A 15,824-nucleotide genomic window follows, 5' to 3' on the forward strand; every position below is an offset into this window, starting at 1 on the left:
GCTCCTGAACCGTGACTGATCAAGATCAACGGATCGCAGCCTGCGCCAGCTCCTACGCTGAATGACGTGCCCCATGTAGGAGCTGGCGCAGCCTGCGATCTTTTGAGCGTTACTGCTGCAATTCCTGTTCGGTGAACAAATCGCTGAACAACATGCTCGACAGATAACGCTCGCCGGAGTCCGGCAGGATCACCACAATGGTCTTGCCCTGCATTTCCGGGGTTTCGGCCAGACGCACGGCAACCGCCATGGCCGCACCGCAGGAAATCCCGGAGAGAATCCCCTCCTCCTGCATCAGGCGCAGGGCCATGGCCTTGGATTCTTCATCGCTGACCAGTTCAACCCGGTCAACCATCGACAGATCGAGGTTTTTCGGCACAAAACCAGCGCCGATGCCCTGGATCTTGTGCGGGCTTGGCTTGATTTCCTCGCCGGCCATGGCTTGGGTGATCACCGGCGAGACCACAGGCTCCACCGCCACCGACAGGATCGGCTTGCCCTTGGTGTTCTTGATATACCGAGAGACACCGGTAATCGTCCCGCCGGTGCCAACACCCGAGACCAGCACGTCGATCGCGCCGTCGGTGTCGTTCCAGATTTCCGGGCCGGTGGTTTTTTCGTGGATCCCAGGGTTAGCCGGATTTTCGAACTGCTGCGGCATGAAGTACCGGGCCGGATCACTGGCCAGAATTTCTGCGGCCTTTTCGATGGCACCTTTCATGCCTTTGGCAGGCTCGGTCAGTACCAGTTCGGCGCCAAGGGCCTTGAGCACCTTGCGCCGCTCAATGCTCATGGACGCCGGCATGGTCAGCATCAGCTTATAACCACGCGCAGCGGCGACGAACGCCAGACCGATGCCGGTGTTGCCCGAAGTCGGTTCGATAATGGTCATGCCCGGCTTGAGTTTGCCGCTGCTTTCAGCGTCCCAGATCATGCTCGCGCCGATCCGGCATTTGACTGAATAGCCCGGATTGCGCCCTTCAATCTTCGCCAGAATGGTCACACCACGAGGCGCAATACGGTTGATCTGAACCAATGGCGTGTTGCCGATGGAATGCGCGTTGTCAGCAAAAATGCGGCTCATGGCTGGGTCCTTATGCAGCGTTGGAGAGGCCTTCAAGGGTATGCCTCGCCCCCTTGGGCGTCCAGTCACGACGAACAGGGGCACATACTTTGTATCCATTTCTTGAGCTGACCGAGTCACCCTGTGACGCCCCATTCAGAGACTGAATACGCCGTCTGCGTTCACAGTCGACCGGGCGCCGCGTTATAGTCGGGCATACTTTTATTTCGCCCGCCCTGCCCGGCGCAGATTGGCGTTACCGTTCGAGGAATTACCGATGAAGTTCGAAGGCACCCGCGCATACGTCGCCACCGATGACCTGAAGCTGGCGGTCAACGCCGCCATCACCCTGGAGCGCCCTTTGCTGGTCAAGGGCGAGCCCGGCACCGGCAAGACCATGCTGGCCGAGCAACTGGCCGAGTCCTTTGGTGCCAAGCTGATCACCTGGCACATCAAGTCCACCACCAAGGCTCACCAGGGCTTGTACGAGTACGACGCGGTCAGCCGCTTGCGTGACTCGCAGTTGGGTGCGGACAAGGTCCATGACATCCGTAACTACCTGAAAAAGGGCAAGCTGTGGGAAGCCTTCGAGTCCGAGGAGCGGGTGATTCTGCTGATCGACGAAATCGACAAGGCCGACATCGAGTTCCCGAACGACCTGCTGCAAGAACTCGACAAGATGGAGTTCTACGTTTACGAGATCGACGAAACCATCAAGGCCAAGCAGCGCCCGATCATCATCATTACCTCAAACAACGAGAAAGAGCTGCCGGACGCCTTCCTGCGCCGCTGCTTCTTCCACTACATCGCCTTCCCGGACCGCGTCACCCTGCAAAAGATCGTCGACGTGCACTACCCGGACATCAAGAAAGACCTGGTCAGTGAAGCGCTGGACGTGTTCTTCGACGTGCGCAAAGTCCCGGGCCTGAAGAAGAAACCCTCGACGTCCGAACTGGTGGACTGGCTCAAGCTGCTGATGGCCGACAACATCGGCGAAGCGGTACTGCGCGAACGCGATCCGACCAAGGCCATCCCGCCGCTGGCCGGCGCCCTGGTGAAGAACGAACAGGACGTGCAGTTGCTTGAGCGGCTGGCTTTTATGAGCCGTCGCGGCACCCGCTGATTCCTCTTTTCACAAAGTCGTAGGCGATAGCCATGCTGCTCAACCTGTTCAATGAAATGCGTGCAGCCAAGGTGCCGGTCTCGGTGCGTGAGCTGCTGGATCTGATCAACGCGCTGAAACAGCGCGTGACCTTCGCCGACATGGACGAGTTTTACTACTTGTCGCGGGCAATTCTGGTGAAGGACGAACGGCATTTCGACAAGTTCGACCGGGCGTTCGGGGCCTACTTCAATGGCCTGGAAAAACTCGACGATCACCTTCAGGCGCTGATTCCCGAAGACTGGTTGCGCAAGGAATTCGAACGCTCGCTGACCGCTGAGGAACGGGCACAGATCCAGTCTCTCGGCGGGCTCGACAAGCTGATCGAAGAGTTCAAGAAGCGTCTGGAAGAACAGAAAGAACGCCATGCCGGCGGCAACAAGTGGATCGGCACCGGTGGCACCAGCCCGTTCGGCTCCGGCGGTTTCAACCCGGAAGGCATCCGGGTTGGCGATGCCGGCAAACGCCAGGGCAAAGCGGTCAAGGTCTGGGACCAGCGCGAGTACAAGAACCTCGACGATCAGGTCGAGTTGGGCACGCGCAACATCAAGGTGGCCCTGCGGCGTCTGCGCAAGTTCGCCCGTCAAGGCGCGGCGGATGAGCTGGACATCGACGGCACCATCGACCACACCGCCCGCGACGCGGGGCTGCTGAATATTCAGATGCGCCCGGAGCGACGCAACACCATCAAGTTGTTGCTGTTGTTTGACATCGGCGGCTCGATGGACGCCCATGTAAAGATCTGCGAGGAGCTGTTCTCGGCCTGCAAGACCGAGTTCAAACACCTGGAGTACTTCTATTTCCACAACTTCATTTATGAATCGGTGTGGAAGAACAACATGCGCCGTGGCTCGGAACGCACGGCAACCATGGACCTGCTGCACAAATACGGCGCCGACTACAAAGTGATCTTCATCGGCGACGCCGCCATGGCGCCTTACGAAATCACCCAGGCCGGCGGCAGCGTCGAGCACTGGAACGAAGAAGCCGGTTACGTGTGGATGCAGCGTTTCATGGAGAAGTACAAAAAACTCATCTGGATCAATCCCTACCCGAAAGACACCTGGGGTTACACCTCCTCGACCCACATCGTGCGCGATCTGATCGAAGACCGGATGTTCCCGCTGACCTTGCGCGGGCTGGAAGAGGGGATGCGGTTTCTCTCGAAATGATTGAAAAGATCGCAGTGTAGGAGCTGCCGCAGGCTGCGATCTTTTGATCTTGATGTGGCAACAAACCAAGATCGCAGCCTTCGGCAGCTCCTACGTCGGGTCACGCAAACCGCTGCAAATACTCGACCTGTTGTTGATGCGCCGTCTCTTGCACCACTGGCGTCAACCGGATCTGCTGCCCCGGCAAACACTGCGCCAATCGTGCCAACGCCAACGGCGTCAACGCGCCTAACCGTGGATAACCGCCAATGGTCTGCCGATCATTGAGCAGCACGATCGGCTGCCCGTCCGGCGGCACCTGAACTGCGCCCAGCGGGATGCCTTCGGAGATCATCGGCTTGCCTTGATACTGCAACGCCGTCCCCAGCAAGCGAATACCCATGCGGTCGGCACGGCTGTCGAGGGTCCAGACACGGTTGAAGGCATCGAACAGGCTTTGCCCGCTGAACTCGCCATGTTGCGCACCGAGCACCAGATCCAGCGGCTGATTCAGCGTGAAGTCCGGTTGCCGCTCGCGCGGCACCTCCCGCAGAGCCTGCGCCTGCCCCGAATAACTCAGCTCGGCACCTCGTGCCAAGGGCCGACCAAAACCGTCCAGACCACCGAGTTCTTCACGCACCACCGTCGCACAACTGCCCAACACCTGGGGCGCGTTGAAACCGCCGGGCGCTGCCAGATAGGCACGGGCACCGAGCAAGGGTTGGGTGAATTGCAAACGCTGGCCTTTCTTCAGCTGAAAACTGCGCCACGGCGCCAGCGGCTGGCCGTCGAGCAGTGCACCGAGGTCCGCTCCCGCCAGCGCCAGACAGCAATCGTCCCGTGCCTCCAGGGTCAAACCGCCGAGGGTGATTTCAATCACCGCGGCCTCCGGCGAGTTGCCCAGCAGCCAGTTGGCCCAGGACATCGACAGCCAATCCGCCGCACCGCCCTGGGTCACGCCCAGATGCCGCACACCGAACCGGCCGGCATCCTGCAACAGGCACAGCGGCGTGCTGGCTTCGATCGTCAAACGGCTCATGCCAGCACCTCCAGCGGCGTATCGTCGCCGCCCAGATTGACGAACTCGGCATGACTGACCGCCGCAAAACGCACCGTATCGCCCGGCTGCATCAGGCTGTAGCCCTCACGTTCGCGGTCGAACAGTTTGGCGGGGGTGCGCCCAATCAGGTTCCAGCCACCCGGCGACACCACCGGATAAGCCGCTGTCTGCCGCTCGGCAATTCCTACGCTGCCAGCCGCCACGCGCTTGCGTGGGGTATTCAAACGGGGCGCGGCCAGCACGTCTTCAACCAGCCCCATAAAGGCAAAGCCCGGCGCAAACCCCAACGCGAACACCTGATACTCGCGCTCGCTGTGACGGCGAATCACCTCCTCCACCGCCAGCCCGCTGCGTTGCGCAAGCAGGCTCAGTTCAGGCCCAACGCTCACGTCATACCAGACCGGCAACACATGGCATTGGCCATTGGCCCGGGCGTTGGGGGTCAGATCGCTCAAGGCTTCGGCGATCAGTTCCCGCGCCTGAACCGGGCTCAAGGCGCGTAGATCGTAATGCACCATCAGGGTTGTATAAGACGGCACCAGATCAATCAAATGTCCGGCGAACCCTGCACGCAGTCGCTCGCTGGCGGCGAGCAACCACGGCATGTTGGCTTCGGCGATTTCATCGAACAGCCGCACCATCAAGCAATCGATGGCCACCACTTCAACCCGTGGTTTCATGGCGCACTCTGCTGATTCAATGCTTCACGGATCCGCTGCACAGCCGCCACCGAACTGGCGTTGTCGCCATGTACGCACAGGGTGTTGGCCTGCAAATGCAAGGCACTGCCGTCGCTGGCGACAAGATTGTCACCGCGAGCGATGGTCAGCGCCTGTTGAATGATTTTCTCGGGATCATGATGCACCGCACCCGGTAACTGCCGCGAAACCAGATGCCCGGCGCTGTCATAGGCACGATCGGCGAACGCTTCGAACCACAGCGTCACACCGTACTCATCGCCCATCAGTTGAGCCGCGCTGTTGTCACGGGTCGCCATCAGCATCAACGGCAGTTGCCGGTCATACGTCGCGACGGCCTGAATCACCGCCCGCAGCTGCGCCGGATTGGCCATCATGTCGTTGTACATCGCACCGTGGGGTTTGACGTAACTCACGCGAGCCCCCTGAGCCCGGCAAATGCCGTCCAGCGCGCCGATCTGGTAGTGCAGAAGATCTTGAAGCTCCTGCGCGGTGTAGGCCATGGAACGGCGGCCAAACCCCACCAGATCCTGATAGGCCGGATGCGCGCCAATCTGCACGCCATGGCTCAGCGCCAGGCTGACGGTCTTGCGCATGATGCTCGGGTCACCAGCATGAAACCCGCAGGCAATGTTGGCGCAATCAATGTACGGCATCACTTCGGCATCCAGCCCCATGGTCCAGTGACCAAAGCTTTCGCCGATATCGCAGTTCAATAACAGGCGGCTCACGGTGAGTACTCCTGAGGGTTTTTATCGTTTTGACCGAGGGACTTTCGAGCGGTCCCGCAGATTATCAGTTACTGCGCATCGAGTGGCTTGCCCCGGGTTTGCGGCACCAACGCTTCAACCTAAAAAAGCATTGACCGTAGATAAGGAAGATTCCCACGCTAAAAGCAGGAATTACTATCATTTGAATTGTGTATTAAGCCGGTACTCTCTGCGCGCTTTCAGCTAAACACCTGTCCAGAAGGAATCGGACGTGATGCGCGCTCACACGCAAAAACAGCCGCTATTGCCTGCTGACGGTCGCGCATTGCGGCTGCTGGTCGTCATCCAGTTGGTCTCCATGGGTGCGATGGAAATGAGCGGCCCGTTCTGGCCCTTGCAGATCCAGCATCTGCTCGGGCCAGAGGGCGCCGGCTACACCGCGCTGTTATCGGCGCTGGTCTATGCCGGCCCGATGCTCGCGGCCATGCTCCTGACTCCCGTGTGGGGCCGGTTGGGTGATCGCACCGGGCACAAGCCGATGATCGTTCGGGCGTTGCTGGCACTCGCGCTGTGCCAAGGGTTGGCGGCCATCACCCTCGACCCGTGGCTGCTGGTGGGCATTCGAGTGATGCAAGGCGCATTGGCCGGGTTTCTCGCCGCCGCGCAAGCCTATGCATTGGCCTGCTGCGACAGTTCCCGGCGTGGTCACACCCTGGCACGCCTGCAATCGGCGACCGCCGTCGGCTCGTTGATCGGCCCGGTGTGGGGTGGCTGGTTGATGGACGTCTCGGGGTTCGCCCTGCTCTGTTATGGCGCAACGGCGATTTGCCTGCTGTGTGCACTGGGGAGTTTTTTCCTGCCGGCCGACAAGGCGCGGGCCTCGAAGAAAAAACCGCTCGCACCGGTGGCCCAGCCCAAAGGCTGGCTCGGTGGAATCCTGTTGGTGATCGTGTTGATTCAGGCCGCGAAGATGATGCCGCAGCCGTTCTACGCGTTGTACGTCGCCGAGATTCTGCACGCGCCGAGCTGGCTGATCGGCGCCACTTATGCGGCAAGCGCCGCGACCCTGGCCATTTCCGCCCCGCTGTGGGGACGTCTGTTCGACCGCTGGCAACCGGCCTACACCTTGCGCGTCATCGAAGGCGTCGCCTGGCTGTGCGCCCTGACGCTCGCGGCCACGGCGCTGGCCAACGAATGGCTGGGGTTTCTCGTCAGCCGGCTGGTCTGGGGTATCTGGCAAGGCGCCCTGCTGCCCGTCGCCTATGCGCTGATCGCCAACACCGTTTCTTCAAGCCAACAGGGTTTTGCCCTCGGCCTCGGCAACAGCGCGGCCAAGGCTGGCGCTTTGCTGGGGGCCGTTCTCGGTGGGATCGGCATGGGAATGGTGGGGCTGGCTCACAGCTTCTGGCTGGTAGCGCTGACCTACGCGCTGGCCGCCATCGGCATCCGCTGGGTGCGGTCATTCACCTCCACGCCCGGCTCCTCGCAATGAAGATGCGTTTTAACCGGTCAAGCGCACCGCATCGCTCAATCGCCGGCAAGCCGACCCTGCACGTTCGACGGTGTTACAAACCGCGCATATCGCGCTCTTCGATCGGCCGGCTCTGGCGCAGGCGCTTGCCGCCCAACACCACCCAGTCGATCAGACGGAACAGACATTCCAGCCCGAACGACAGCAACATCGCCCCGCTCAGCCCCCAGCCCATGGCTTCAGGCGTCAGCAACAGCTGGTAGCTGTAGCCATTCCAGGTTTCCTTGCGAATATCCGGGTCAGCCGCCAACACCACCTGCAAGACGCGGATGTACCACGGGCCTTGCATGGCCTGGAATTGCTTGTCCAGCGCCAATTGGCGAGTGAGCAAGGTGCTCAGGCTATCCGCATCACTGCGAAACACCGGGTCGTCACTGGCACGGTAATGAGCGACCAGCGCTTGCAAATCACCTTTGAAAAACTGCTCGGCGGTGCCCTGAAAACCCCGCAAGCCGGTCTGCGCTTCAATCAGATGCGCCTCGACCCGTTTGGCGTAATCGTTGATGAAACCCGGCACCTGCACACCCACCAACAGGCCGATCGCAAACAACACCAGCCGCAAATAACTGAGCAACATAGAAAGGTGTTCCTTATTCGGTCTTGCCCTGGCTGACGCATTCACCGCGTCGCCAAAGGCTCCATTGACCCGGTTCGTAACGGGTCCAGGTTTCGTTTTCGGTCAGGGGTTCGGTGGCAATGACCGTCACCACATCGTTGGGTGTGGTTTCGGCCTGGAAGTCGACGATAACGTCCACATCCTTCAAACGTGCCGGACCAAACGGCGCACGACGGGTGATCTGCGCCAATTTGGTCGAGCAATAACAGAACAGCCAGTCACCGTCGCTCAACAGGCAATTGAACACGCCTTTGCTGCGATATTCGGCACACGCCGCCACCAGGTCGGGTAGAAATTGCTCGACCTCGACCGGTTCCGGGAAGGCTTCACGCACGCGGTTGAGCACATCGCAGAACGCCGCTTCGCTGTCGGTATCGCCAATCGGCCGGTAAAAACTGGCGGTCGGCTGGAAATCGGAGAGTTGGCCGTTATGCGCGAAACACCAGTTGCGTCCCCACAACTCACGCACGAACGGGTGAGTGTTGGACAGGCAGACCTTGCCAACGTTGGCCTGGCGGATATGCCCGATCACCACTTCGCTTTTGATTGGATAGCGCTGCACCAGCAGTGCGACTTCAGAATCACAACTCGCCGCCGGGTCCTGAAACAAGCGCAGGCCGCGGCCCTCATAGAACGCGATGCCCCAACCGTCCCGATGCGGGCCGGTTCGACCGCCACGCTGCATCAGCCCGGTGAAGCTGAACACGATATCGGTCGGGACATTGGCGCTCATGCCCAATAACTCACACATGCCTGGACTCTCGCTTCAATGCCGGCGTAACGTCAAAGACGGGGTTCTACTCGAGAACGCTGGGGGTTACTCGGAACCGGCGGACGACCATAACGATCATCGCCAGCACCGCCAAAGGGCTGATCATCATCAGGCTCGGCGGCCTTGGCAGCGGCTTTCGCGGCGGCTTCCCGTTCCTTGTGAGCATTGGAAGCGCGCTCGATGGGAAAGCGGATCAACACGAAAACCAGGTAAATGCCGAAGACGATCATGCCGTACATGACCAGGTCGGAGATCGCGCGCCAGGCGTTGTTCCCGACCTTGAACATCAAGTCCAGGGCAGTAATGGCGACGGCTGGAGCGAATTTTTCCTTCACCGGGTCGATGATGGTCGGGCTGAACAACAGCACGACCATGAGCAGACGCAGTGGCTCGCGCAACCAGCGCCACATCCAGCGGGTCAGTCGCATCCACACCAATAGGCAGCCTAAAGCGGCAAAGGCGTAAAAGCCCCAAGCGATCAGATAGTCGTTCTCGGTCATGGTGTCCATGGCAAGGCAGGCAAAGAGGCGCTTATGATAACGGCTTTTCACCGATCAGGCTGCCCCGCCGTCTGTGAAGCCCTTTTTGCTTAACCCCTGAGAGTCCTTCATGCCCCTAATCGCCCACGTTTGCAGCGCCCCGATTGCCCACAAGGCCGACGGCGATGACCCGTACGCCTGGCTGCAGGAGCGCGACAGCGCACAGGTGCTCGACTACCTCAAGGCTGAAAACAGCTACCAGGAAGCACAATTGGCCGACCAGGCCGAACTGCGAGAAACCCTGTTCAACGAAATAAAAAGCCGGATTCTCGAAACCGATCTGTCGCTGCCCTCCCCATGGGGGCCGTACCTTTATTACACCCGCACCACCGCCGGTGACGAATATGCCCGGCATTACCGCTGCCCGCGCCCGGCCGACGACAGCCTGCAGGTCGACGAAAGTCAGGAACAACTGCTGCTCGACCCCAACGTGCTGGCCAATGGCGGCTTTTTCTCGCTGGGCGCCTTCAGCATCAGCCCGGACCACCAGCGCCTGGCCTACAGCCTCGATACCAGCGGTGAAGAGATTTACACGCTGTTCGTCAAGGAACTGTCCAGCGGCAAGGTCAGCGAACTGCAATTCGAGCATTGCGACGGCAGCATGACCTGGGCCAACGACAGCCTGACGCTGTTCTTCGGCGAGCTGGATGACACTCATCGCCCGCACAAGCTGTTTCGTTATCGTCTCGACAGTACCGCCGCCGAAGAAGTCTTCTTTGAACCGGACGGGCGGTTTTTCCTGCACTGCTATCGCTCAAGCTCCGAACGCCAGTTGCTGCTGTCGCTGGGCAGCAAAACCACCAGCGAAGTCTGGGCGCTCGATGCTTCGCAGCCACAACAGCCATTCACCTGCCTGGCGCCACGGGTTGAAGATCACGAGTACGACGTCGACCACGGCAAGCTCGACGACCAATGGACCTGGCTGATTCGCAGCAACCGCGACGGCATCAACTTCGCGCTGTATCAGGCCGCCGACACCGGCGTTGTACCCTCCGAATCCGACTGGCAAAACCTGATCCCTCACAGCGACACCGTGATGCTCGATGGCCTGAGCCTGAATGCCTCGGCCATGACCCTGAGTCTGCGCGAAGGCGGTTTGCCGATCATCGAAGTTCACGCGCACGGCCTGCCCGCTTACCGCGTGCAACTGCCGGACGCGGCCTACAGCCTGCATGTGCAAAACAGCCTGGAGTTTGCGAGCGACAAGATCCGTCTGCGCTACGAGGCGCTGAATCGCCCGGCGCAGATTCGTCAGCTCGACCTCGCCAGCGGCGAACAGAAAGTGCTCAAGGAAACCCAGGTGCTTGGCCCCTTCGACGCCGATGCCTATGTCAGTCAGCGCCTGTGGGCGACTGCGCCCGATGGCACACAGGTGCCGGTCAGCCTGGTGGTCAAACGCGACATGCTGGGCAAACCGACGCCGCTTTACCTCTATGGCTATGGCGCCTATGGCGAAAGCCTCGACCCGTGGTTCTCCCATGCGCGCCTGAGCCTGCTCGATCGCGGCATTGCCTTCGCCATCGCCCACGTGCGCGGCGGTGGTGAACTGGGCGAAGCCTGGTATCGCGCCGGCAAGCAGGAGCACAAGCAGAACACCTTCAGCGACTTCATCGCCTGCGCCGAACACCTGATCGCCAACGGCTACACCACCGCGAAGCAACTGGCCATCAGCGGCGGCAGTGCCGGCGGTTTGCTGATCGGTGCGGTACTCAACCAACGGCCGGAGCTGTTCGCGGCGGCAATTGCCGAGGTGCCGTTCGTCGACGTGCTCAACACCATGCTCGACCCGGATCTACCGCTGACCGTCACCGAATACGACGAGTGGGGCAATCCTGAAGAGCCAGCGGTTTATGATCGGATCAAGGCATACGCACCCTATGAAAACGTCAGCGCTCACGCCTATCCGGCGACCCTGGTGATCGCTGGCTACAACGATAGCCGTGTGCAGTATTGGGAAGCGGCCAAGTGGGTGGCCAAGTTGCGAGCGACCAAATCCGACAACAATCTGCTGCTGCTCAAGACCGAACTGGGTGCCGGCCATGGCGGGATGAGTGGGCGTTATCAAGGATTACGTGACGTAGCGCTCGAATACGCATTTGTATTCAAGGTATTGGGTATCGCCTGAGGAACTCTGCCCGCCGGCCCGGTCTGAACACTGGGCCGCTGGCCTGCGTGCCCTAATGTAAAGCACAAGAAAAAGACCGTGATGACATGTCAGAACCGACCCTGTTGAACAAAGAAATTCGCGACTGGCTGATGGACTGCGGCCTGTTCGATCAGCTGCAACTGGCCGATTTCACGGCAGCTGCCGGCTACTTCAGCCTCAGCACCATCGCCCAGGGCGAAGAGATCTTCCACGAAGGTGATGCAGGCAGCTTCATGTGCATCATTCACTCGGGCCAGGTGGCGGTGCAGAAAACCAATAGCGATGGCCAGCCGGTGACGATCGCAACGCTGCGCAGCGGCCGGGCATTCGGCGAAATGGCCGTACTCGACGGCGAACGGCGTTCGGCCAGTTGCGTGGCGGCGAGCAATTGCCAACTGCTCAATCTGGGCAAGGACTCGCTGGAAAAGATGCTCAACGACGCACCGAAAATTGCTGCGAAGATCATCCGCGCCATCGCCGTGTCGTTGTCCAAACGCCTGCGCATGGCCGACGGCCAATTGCTCTCGCAACAGATTTAACCGCCAGGGGACTTGGCTTTCTGCTGGCTCTGCTCAAGCCCCGGCAAGGTCTGGTCCTTGGGTGGGTTGGGCATTTCAATCGGTGGCAACAACGGTTCACCACCGCTACTGCTGCCGACCTTGGGCACAGTGGTCGGGGTAATCTGCGGGTATGGCGTGGGGGTTGCGGTGCCGGGTGAGCCGGGGGCTGCCGGGGGTGTAACGGGGACCGCTTGCAACTCTTGCGCCTGCGCTGCACTTATCGAGAGCGCGGCCAACACAATGACCGTTAGAATGTTGCGCTTCATCAATGGCTCCATTGCCCTTGCTTGTTGCCTTAAGGCTACTCCCAACCGCGCAAGATTGCCCTTCTCAATGCCGGTTTCTCCTCCCTGATGCCAGTTTCCCTCCTTAAAGAGAGCCCCATGAAACGTTTCGTTCTGCTCGACACCACCCCAATCCCCGAAAACGGCGGTGCTCTGTGCCTGTTCGAGTACGGCGAAGATTTCGTCATCAAGATCCAGGGCGGTGACGGCGGGCAATTGATGAACACCCGCATGCACGGTTCCGAAGACGCCCTGGCCGAGATTCCTTGCCGCAAGGTCGCCGGCCGCCCGAATTCTCGGGTGTTGATCGGTGGCCTCGGCATGGGTTTCACCCTCGCCTCTGCGCTCAAGCACCTGGGCAAGACCGCTGAAGTAGTGGTCGCCGAACTGGTGCCGGGGGTGGTCGAGTGGAACCGCGGGCCGCTGGGTGAAAAATCCGGACGACCGCTGCTCGACCCGCGCACGGTCATCCGCATGGAAGACGTGGCCAAGGTCCTGCAGGCCGAGCCGCAAGGTTTCGACGCCATCATGCTCGACGTCGACAATGGCCCCGAAGGCCTGACCCAGAAAGCCAATAGCTGGCTGTACTCGGCCGGCGGCCTGAGCGCCTGCGCCAAGGCCTTGCGCCCCAAAGGCGTGCTGGCCGTGTGGTCGGCCAGCGCCGACCGGCAGTTCTCCGACAAATTGAAAAAATCCGGCTTCAAGGCCGAAGAAGTGCAAGTGTTCGCCCACGGCAACAAAGGCACCCGGCACACAATCTGGATTGCCGAGAAGCTCAAGGCCTGAGCTAAACTTGCCGTATAACCGTCATTAGTCTTTTTACAAAGGTGAACCCATGAGTTCGTCAACGCCTCCCTCCAACACGGCCAAACTGGACCGCATCCTCGCCGACGCCCAGCGCGACCGTGAAATGGGTTACCGCGACAAGGCCCTGAAGATGTACCCGCACGTCTGCGGGCGCTGTGCTCGTGAGTTCTCCGGCAAGCGCCTGAGCGAGCTGACCGTGCACCACCGCGACCACAACCACGACAACAACCCGCAAGACGGCTCCAACTGGGAGCTGCTGTGTCTGTACTGCCACGACAACGAACACTCGCGCTATACCGACCAGCAGTACTTCGGCGATGGCTCGCTGAGCACACCGAAAATTGCCAAGGCGACGCATAACCCGTTTGCCGCGCTGGCCGGGCTGATGAAAAAAGACGAGTAAAACCGAAAGATCGCAGGCTCCGGCAGCGCCTACAGGTCAATGCGAATACCGCGTAGGAGCTGCCGCAGGCTGCGATCTTTTTGACGCCACCGCGACCTTCACAAACCCGTATAATCGTGGTTTTTCTCGAAGGGCACCCCGCTCGTGGCAAACAAACGGTACAGCTGCATTGGTTTGTATAACCCCAAATCACCGGAGAACGTCGGTTCGGTGATGCGCGCCGCCGGCTGTTACGGCGTGGCGTCGGTGTTCTACACCGGCAAGCGTTATGAACGCGCCCGTGACTTTGTCACCGACACCAAGAAAATCCACCACGACATTCCGCTGATCGGCATCGACGACCTGAAAAAAATCCTCCCGCTGGGCTGCGTCCCGGTGGCGGTCGAGCTGGTTGATGGCGCCCGTTCGTTGCCCGAGTACACCCACCCGGACCGTGCGCTGTATATCTTCGGCCCGGAAGACGGTTCGCTCGATAAAGAGATTCGTGAGTGGTGCGAAGACGTGGTCTACATCCCGACCACCGGCTGCATGAATCTGGCCGCCACCGTCAACGTGGTGCTTTACGACCGCATGGCCAAGGGCAATAACACTCGTTCCGGTCCAAAATTCCGCTGACAGACCGAACACCGGATGGAACGAGTCAGCCGCCAGCGCAGTCAGCTTTATATCCATTGCCCCTCAGGAGACAGATCATGAGCGACATCAAACGCATAGAGCCCGCGCCGTTCCAGACGCCACCGACGCAAAACGTCCAGGGCTGGGAACGCATCGCGAGCACGGCCGGCGGTGTGGTAATGGTCGGCAAAGGCCTGCGCCGTGGCGGCGTGTTCGGGCTGATTGAGGTGGCGCTCGGCGGTGTAGCCCTGGCTCGCGGCATCACCGGTCACAGCTCGGCAAAAAGCTTCTTCGAAAAAAGTCGTCAGAACATGGCCAACGTCCGTTCGAAAATCGAACGGGCCGGTGAAGAGCTGAAGTCGCCCAAGACCGGGGCCTGATCAAAAGATCAAAAGATCGCAGCCAGCGGCAGCTCCTACGCAGGTGCCCGTGTGAACTCGTAGGAGCTGCCGCAGGCTGCGATCTTTTTCGGTGTTAGCGCAGCAACTCGGTATCCAGCACTTTCGACGGCTCGCCGATAATGCTTTCGGCCAGCACCACAAACTCTTTGGTGCTCACCCTTCCGAGGTCCATGGCGCCGCGCAACATGTCGTCCAGCGAACGCTTGTTGCGGGTTTTCAGACGAATTTCGCGGTCCAGCTCCTGTAGCAGCAACACGGCTTTGGCGACCTGCGCCGCGCTGAGCTGATCTGCGCGCAGGGTGCTGACTTTATGGCTGACCTTGGCCATTTTGTCTTCCAGTGTCTGATAACGCTCATCGCTCATGCCACCGGCACGGCGCAGCAGTTCAATCGCGTAGTACTCGGCAAAGCCTTCGTTGATCCAGTCACTGCGATCACTGTCCTTGATTCGCCCGAATACCTGGGCCAACTCACGGATCAACGGGCTGCTGCCGCTTTCGCTGACCAACGGCAAATGACTGTGCAGATAAATCGATTCGTGCCCGGCCAGGCTGCCGCGCCACATCGGGTCGGCGGCCCCCACAATCAACAGTTTTCCGGGATGACGCGGATACAACGCCTGCACTTGCGGCCAGACGAAGGTCAGCAGCGTCAACACGTCCATCCGGCGCATGCCCTGCCCTTGCGGCGAGGCGACCGTGACTTCGGTTTCGCCCAGGCGCGTACGGCGACTGCCCAGGTTGCCGGCAAGCATCCAGCCCGTAGGCCGGTCGAGCCGCCGAGAAACGTTGTCGATGCGAAAGCGGTTCTTGCCAACCCGTGGCCAGGCGGTCTCGACGCTTTTCCAGCCTTCCGGTAATTCGAACTCCAGCCGCGACACCAGCTCGACGCCGTCCTGCTGATCCAGGCGCGCCGCCGGGACCAGATCGTCGCCACGCATCAACGCCCAATTCGGCGTCATGCGGGTATCGAAACTGGCGTTGTTGAGGGCGTGACTGATGCGTACACGGTAAGTCAGGCTGGCCTTGTCAGCGGCCGGACGCCAGACGCCACGCGCCACGTTGCCCGGTGTGAGCTGCCACTGACCATCGGCCTTGAAGTCGCTGTACTGGCTGCCATCGCCCAGATCAAAATCCAGGCTGCGCACCGCCGAGCCGCGTGCCAGGGTCAAGCGCACTTCAGCCTGATCGCTTTGCGGCAACAATCGTACGTGGTAATCCAGATCGACTTTTTTTGCCGCCCACACCGGTGAACTCAGCAATAAAAGCGACAATGCCAACGGCAGCCTAAACGCCACAGCCATACA

At 60.5% G+C, this 15,824-nt stretch carries 18 protein-coding genes; 9 read left to right on the forward strand and 9 right to left on the reverse strand.

The annotated features are described in order from the left end of the window. Positions 1–109: 109 nt before the first annotated feature. Positions 110–1,084 carry a cysteine synthase A gene (gene cysK / locus BLL42_RS06950; protein WP_071551386.1) on the reverse strand — a complete coding sequence of 325 codons (975 nt, stop codon included), beginning with the start codon at positions 1,082–1,084 and terminating at the stop codon, positions 110–112. Between the two features lie 256 nt (positions 1,085–1,340). On the opposite strand from cysK, the gene BLL42_RS06955 reads away from it, so the two are divergent. Then, entirely contained in the window at positions 1,341–2,186 is an 846-nt protein-coding gene (locus BLL42_RS06955) for an AAA family ATPase (protein WP_071551387.1), read from the forward strand. Between the two features lie 32 nt (positions 2,187–2,218). Next, the gene (locus BLL42_RS06960; protein ID WP_071551388.1) at positions 2,219–3,397 is read left to right on the forward strand and encodes a vWA domain-containing protein; all 1,179 of its coding nucleotides are present in this window, start codon (positions 2,219–2,221) and stop codon (positions 3,395–3,397) included. A gap of 100 nt (positions 3,398–3,497) precedes the next feature. Here the strand turns inward: BLL42_RS06960 and BLL42_RS06965 are convergent, their stop codons facing one another. From BLL42_RS06965 to BLL42_RS06975, 3 genes are read right to left on the reverse strand one after another with little or no spacing between them, the layout of a single operon-like run. Continuing rightward, on the reverse strand, positions 3,498–4,415 hold the full coding sequence (locus BLL42_RS06965; protein WP_071551389.1) for a 5-oxoprolinase subunit C family protein: 918 nt from the start codon (positions 4,413–4,415) through the stop codon (positions 3,498–3,500). After that, positions 4,412–5,116 (reverse strand): 5-oxoprolinase subunit PxpB, encoded by a 705-nt coding sequence (gene pxpB, locus BLL42_RS06970; protein ID WP_071551390.1) that lies wholly within the window; start codon positions 5,114–5,116, stop codon positions 4,412–4,414. Before pxpB ends, BLL42_RS06965 begins: the two co-directional genes overlap by 4 nt. Beyond that, a complete protein-coding gene (locus tag BLL42_RS06975; RefSeq protein ID WP_071551391.1) occupies positions 5,113–5,865 on the reverse strand; it encodes a 5-oxoprolinase subunit PxpA in 753 nt (250 codons plus the stop codon). The genes pxpB and BLL42_RS06975 overlap by 4 nt, the downstream gene beginning before the upstream one ends. A 283-nt stretch (positions 5,866–6,148) precedes the next feature. Between BLL42_RS06975 and BLL42_RS06980 the strand changes: the two genes are divergently transcribed. After that, positions 6,149–7,336, forward strand: a complete 1,188-nt coding sequence (locus BLL42_RS06980; protein ID WP_071555711.1) for an MFS transporter — start codon at positions 6,149–6,151, stop codon at positions 7,334–7,336. Positions 7,337–7,409: 73 nt separating this feature from the next. Here BLL42_RS06980 and BLL42_RS06985 read toward each other — a convergent pair whose 3' ends face one another. From BLL42_RS06985 to BLL42_RS06995, 3 genes are read right to left on the reverse strand one after another with little or no spacing between them, the layout of a single operon-like run. After that, complete coding sequence (locus BLL42_RS06985; RefSeq protein WP_071551392.1) at positions 7,410–7,952, reverse strand: DUF2937 family protein; 543 nt, start codon at positions 7,950–7,952, stop codon at positions 7,410–7,412. Between the two features lie 13 nt (positions 7,953–7,965). After that, complete coding sequence (locus BLL42_RS06990) at positions 7,966–8,742, reverse strand: class II glutamine amidotransferase (RefSeq protein ID WP_071551393.1); 777 nt, start codon at positions 8,740–8,742, stop codon at positions 7,966–7,968. Between the two features lie 32 nt (positions 8,743–8,774). Next, positions 8,775–9,272: an MFS transporter gene (locus BLL42_RS06995; protein ID WP_071555712.1), complete on the reverse strand. Its 498-nt coding sequence runs from the start codon at positions 9,270–9,272 to the stop codon at positions 8,775–8,777. 100 nt (positions 9,273–9,372) lie between these two features. Between BLL42_RS06995 and BLL42_RS07000 the strand changes: the two genes are divergently transcribed. Together BLL42_RS07000 and BLL42_RS07005 are read left to right on the forward strand one after the other, a co-directional pair. Beyond that, on the forward strand, positions 9,373–11,427 hold the full coding sequence (locus BLL42_RS07000; protein ID WP_071551394.1) for a S9 family peptidase: 2,055 nt from the start codon (positions 9,373–9,375) through the stop codon (positions 11,425–11,427). Positions 11,428–11,513: 86 nt separating this feature from the next. After that, the gene (locus BLL42_RS07005; protein ID WP_071551395.1) at positions 11,514–11,987 is read left to right on the forward strand and encodes a cyclic nucleotide-binding domain-containing protein; all 474 of its coding nucleotides are present in this window, start codon (positions 11,514–11,516) and stop codon (positions 11,985–11,987) included. Here the strand turns inward: BLL42_RS07005 and BLL42_RS07010 are convergent. Continuing rightward, entirely contained in the window at positions 11,984–12,274 is a 291-nt protein-coding gene (locus tag BLL42_RS07010; RefSeq protein WP_071551396.1) for a hypothetical protein, read from the reverse strand. The two genes, BLL42_RS07005 and BLL42_RS07010, sit on opposite strands and share 4 nt — an antisense overlap. A 117-nt stretch (positions 12,275–12,391) precedes the next feature. Between BLL42_RS07010 and BLL42_RS07015 the strand changes: the two genes are divergently transcribed. The 4 genes from BLL42_RS07015 (at position 12,392) to BLL42_RS07030 (ending at position 14,497) form a co-directional block, all read left to right on the forward strand. After that, complete coding sequence (locus tag BLL42_RS07015) at positions 12,392–13,078, forward strand: spermidine synthase (protein ID WP_071551397.1); 687 nt, start codon at positions 12,392–12,394, stop codon at positions 13,076–13,078. 49 nt (positions 13,079–13,127) lie between these two features. Further along, positions 13,128–13,502, forward strand: a complete 375-nt coding sequence (locus tag BLL42_RS07020; protein WP_003184246.1) for a YajD family HNH nuclease — start codon at positions 13,128–13,130, stop codon at positions 13,500–13,502. 144 nt (positions 13,503–13,646) lie between these two features. Beyond that, positions 13,647–14,117: an RNA methyltransferase gene (locus BLL42_RS07025; RefSeq protein WP_019692493.1), complete on the forward strand. Its 471-nt coding sequence runs from the start codon at positions 13,647–13,649 to the stop codon at positions 14,115–14,117. A gap of 77 nt (positions 14,118–14,194) precedes the next feature. Further along, the gene (locus BLL42_RS07030) at positions 14,195–14,497 is read left to right on the forward strand and encodes a YgaP family membrane protein (RefSeq protein WP_071551398.1); all 303 of its coding nucleotides are present in this window, start codon (positions 14,195–14,197) and stop codon (positions 14,495–14,497) included. A 94-nt stretch (positions 14,498–14,591) separates the two neighbouring features. Here the strand turns inward: BLL42_RS07030 and BLL42_RS07035 are convergent, their stop codons facing one another. Further along, positions 14,592–15,821: a hypothetical protein gene (locus BLL42_RS07035; protein ID WP_071551399.1), complete on the reverse strand. Its 1,230-nt coding sequence runs from the start codon at positions 15,819–15,821 to the stop codon at positions 14,592–14,594. Between the last annotated feature and the right edge of the window lie 3 nt (positions 15,822–15,824).

The organism is Pseudomonas frederiksbergensis (assembly GCF_001874645.1).
GTDB classification, from domain to species: Bacteria; Pseudomonadota; Gammaproteobacteria; order Pseudomonadales; family Pseudomonadaceae; genus Aquipseudomonas; species Aquipseudomonas frederiksbergensis_B.

Coding starts and splice junctions, on each gene's coding strand:
- cysK (WP_071551386.1), bottom strand. CDS start 1,084: ATGAGCCGCATTTTTGCTGACAACGCGCATTCCATCGGCAACACGCCA.
- BLL42_RS06955 (WP_071551387.1), top strand. CDS start 1,341: ATGAAGTTCGAAGGCACCCGCGCATACGTCGCCACCGATGACCTGAAG.
- BLL42_RS06960 (WP_071551388.1), top strand. CDS start 2,219: ATGCTGCTCAACCTGTTCAATGAAATGCGTGCAGCCAAGGTGCCGGTC.
- BLL42_RS06965 (WP_071551389.1), bottom strand. CDS start 4,415: ATGAGCCGTTTGACGATCGAAGCCAGCACGCCGCTGTGCCTGTTGCAG.
- pxpB (WP_071551390.1), bottom strand. CDS start 5,116: ATGAAACCACGGGTTGAAGTGGTGGCCATCGATTGCTTGATGGTGCGG.
- BLL42_RS06985 (WP_071551392.1), bottom strand. CDS start 7,952: ATGTTGCTCAGTTATTTGCGGCTGGTGTTGTTTGCGATCGGCCTGTTG.
- BLL42_RS06990 (WP_071551393.1), bottom strand. CDS start 8,742: ATGTGTGAGTTATTGGGCATGAGCGCCAATGTCCCGACCGATATCGTG.
- BLL42_RS06995 (WP_071555712.1), bottom strand. CDS start 9,272: ATGGACACCATGACCGAGAACGACTATCTGATCGCTTGGGGCTTTTAC.
- BLL42_RS07000 (WP_071551394.1), top strand. CDS start 9,373: ATGCCCCTAATCGCCCACGTTTGCAGCGCCCCGATTGCCCACAAGGCC.
- BLL42_RS07005 (WP_071551395.1), top strand. CDS start 11,514: ATGTCAGAACCGACCCTGTTGAACAAAGAAATTCGCGACTGGCTGATG.
- BLL42_RS07010 (WP_071551396.1), bottom strand. CDS start 12,274: ATGAAGCGCAACATTCTAACGGTCATTGTGTTGGCCGCGCTCTCGATA.
- BLL42_RS07015 (WP_071551397.1), top strand. CDS start 12,392: ATGAAACGTTTCGTTCTGCTCGACACCACCCCAATCCCCGAAAACGGC.
- BLL42_RS07020 (WP_003184246.1), top strand. CDS start 13,128: ATGAGTTCGTCAACGCCTCCCTCCAACACGGCCAAACTGGACCGCATC.
- BLL42_RS07030 (WP_071551398.1), top strand. CDS start 14,195: ATGAGCGACATCAAACGCATAGAGCCCGCGCCGTTCCAGACGCCACCG.
- BLL42_RS07035 (WP_071551399.1), bottom strand. CDS start 15,821: ATGGCTGTGGCGTTTAGGCTGCCGTTGGCATTGTCGCTTTTATTGCTG.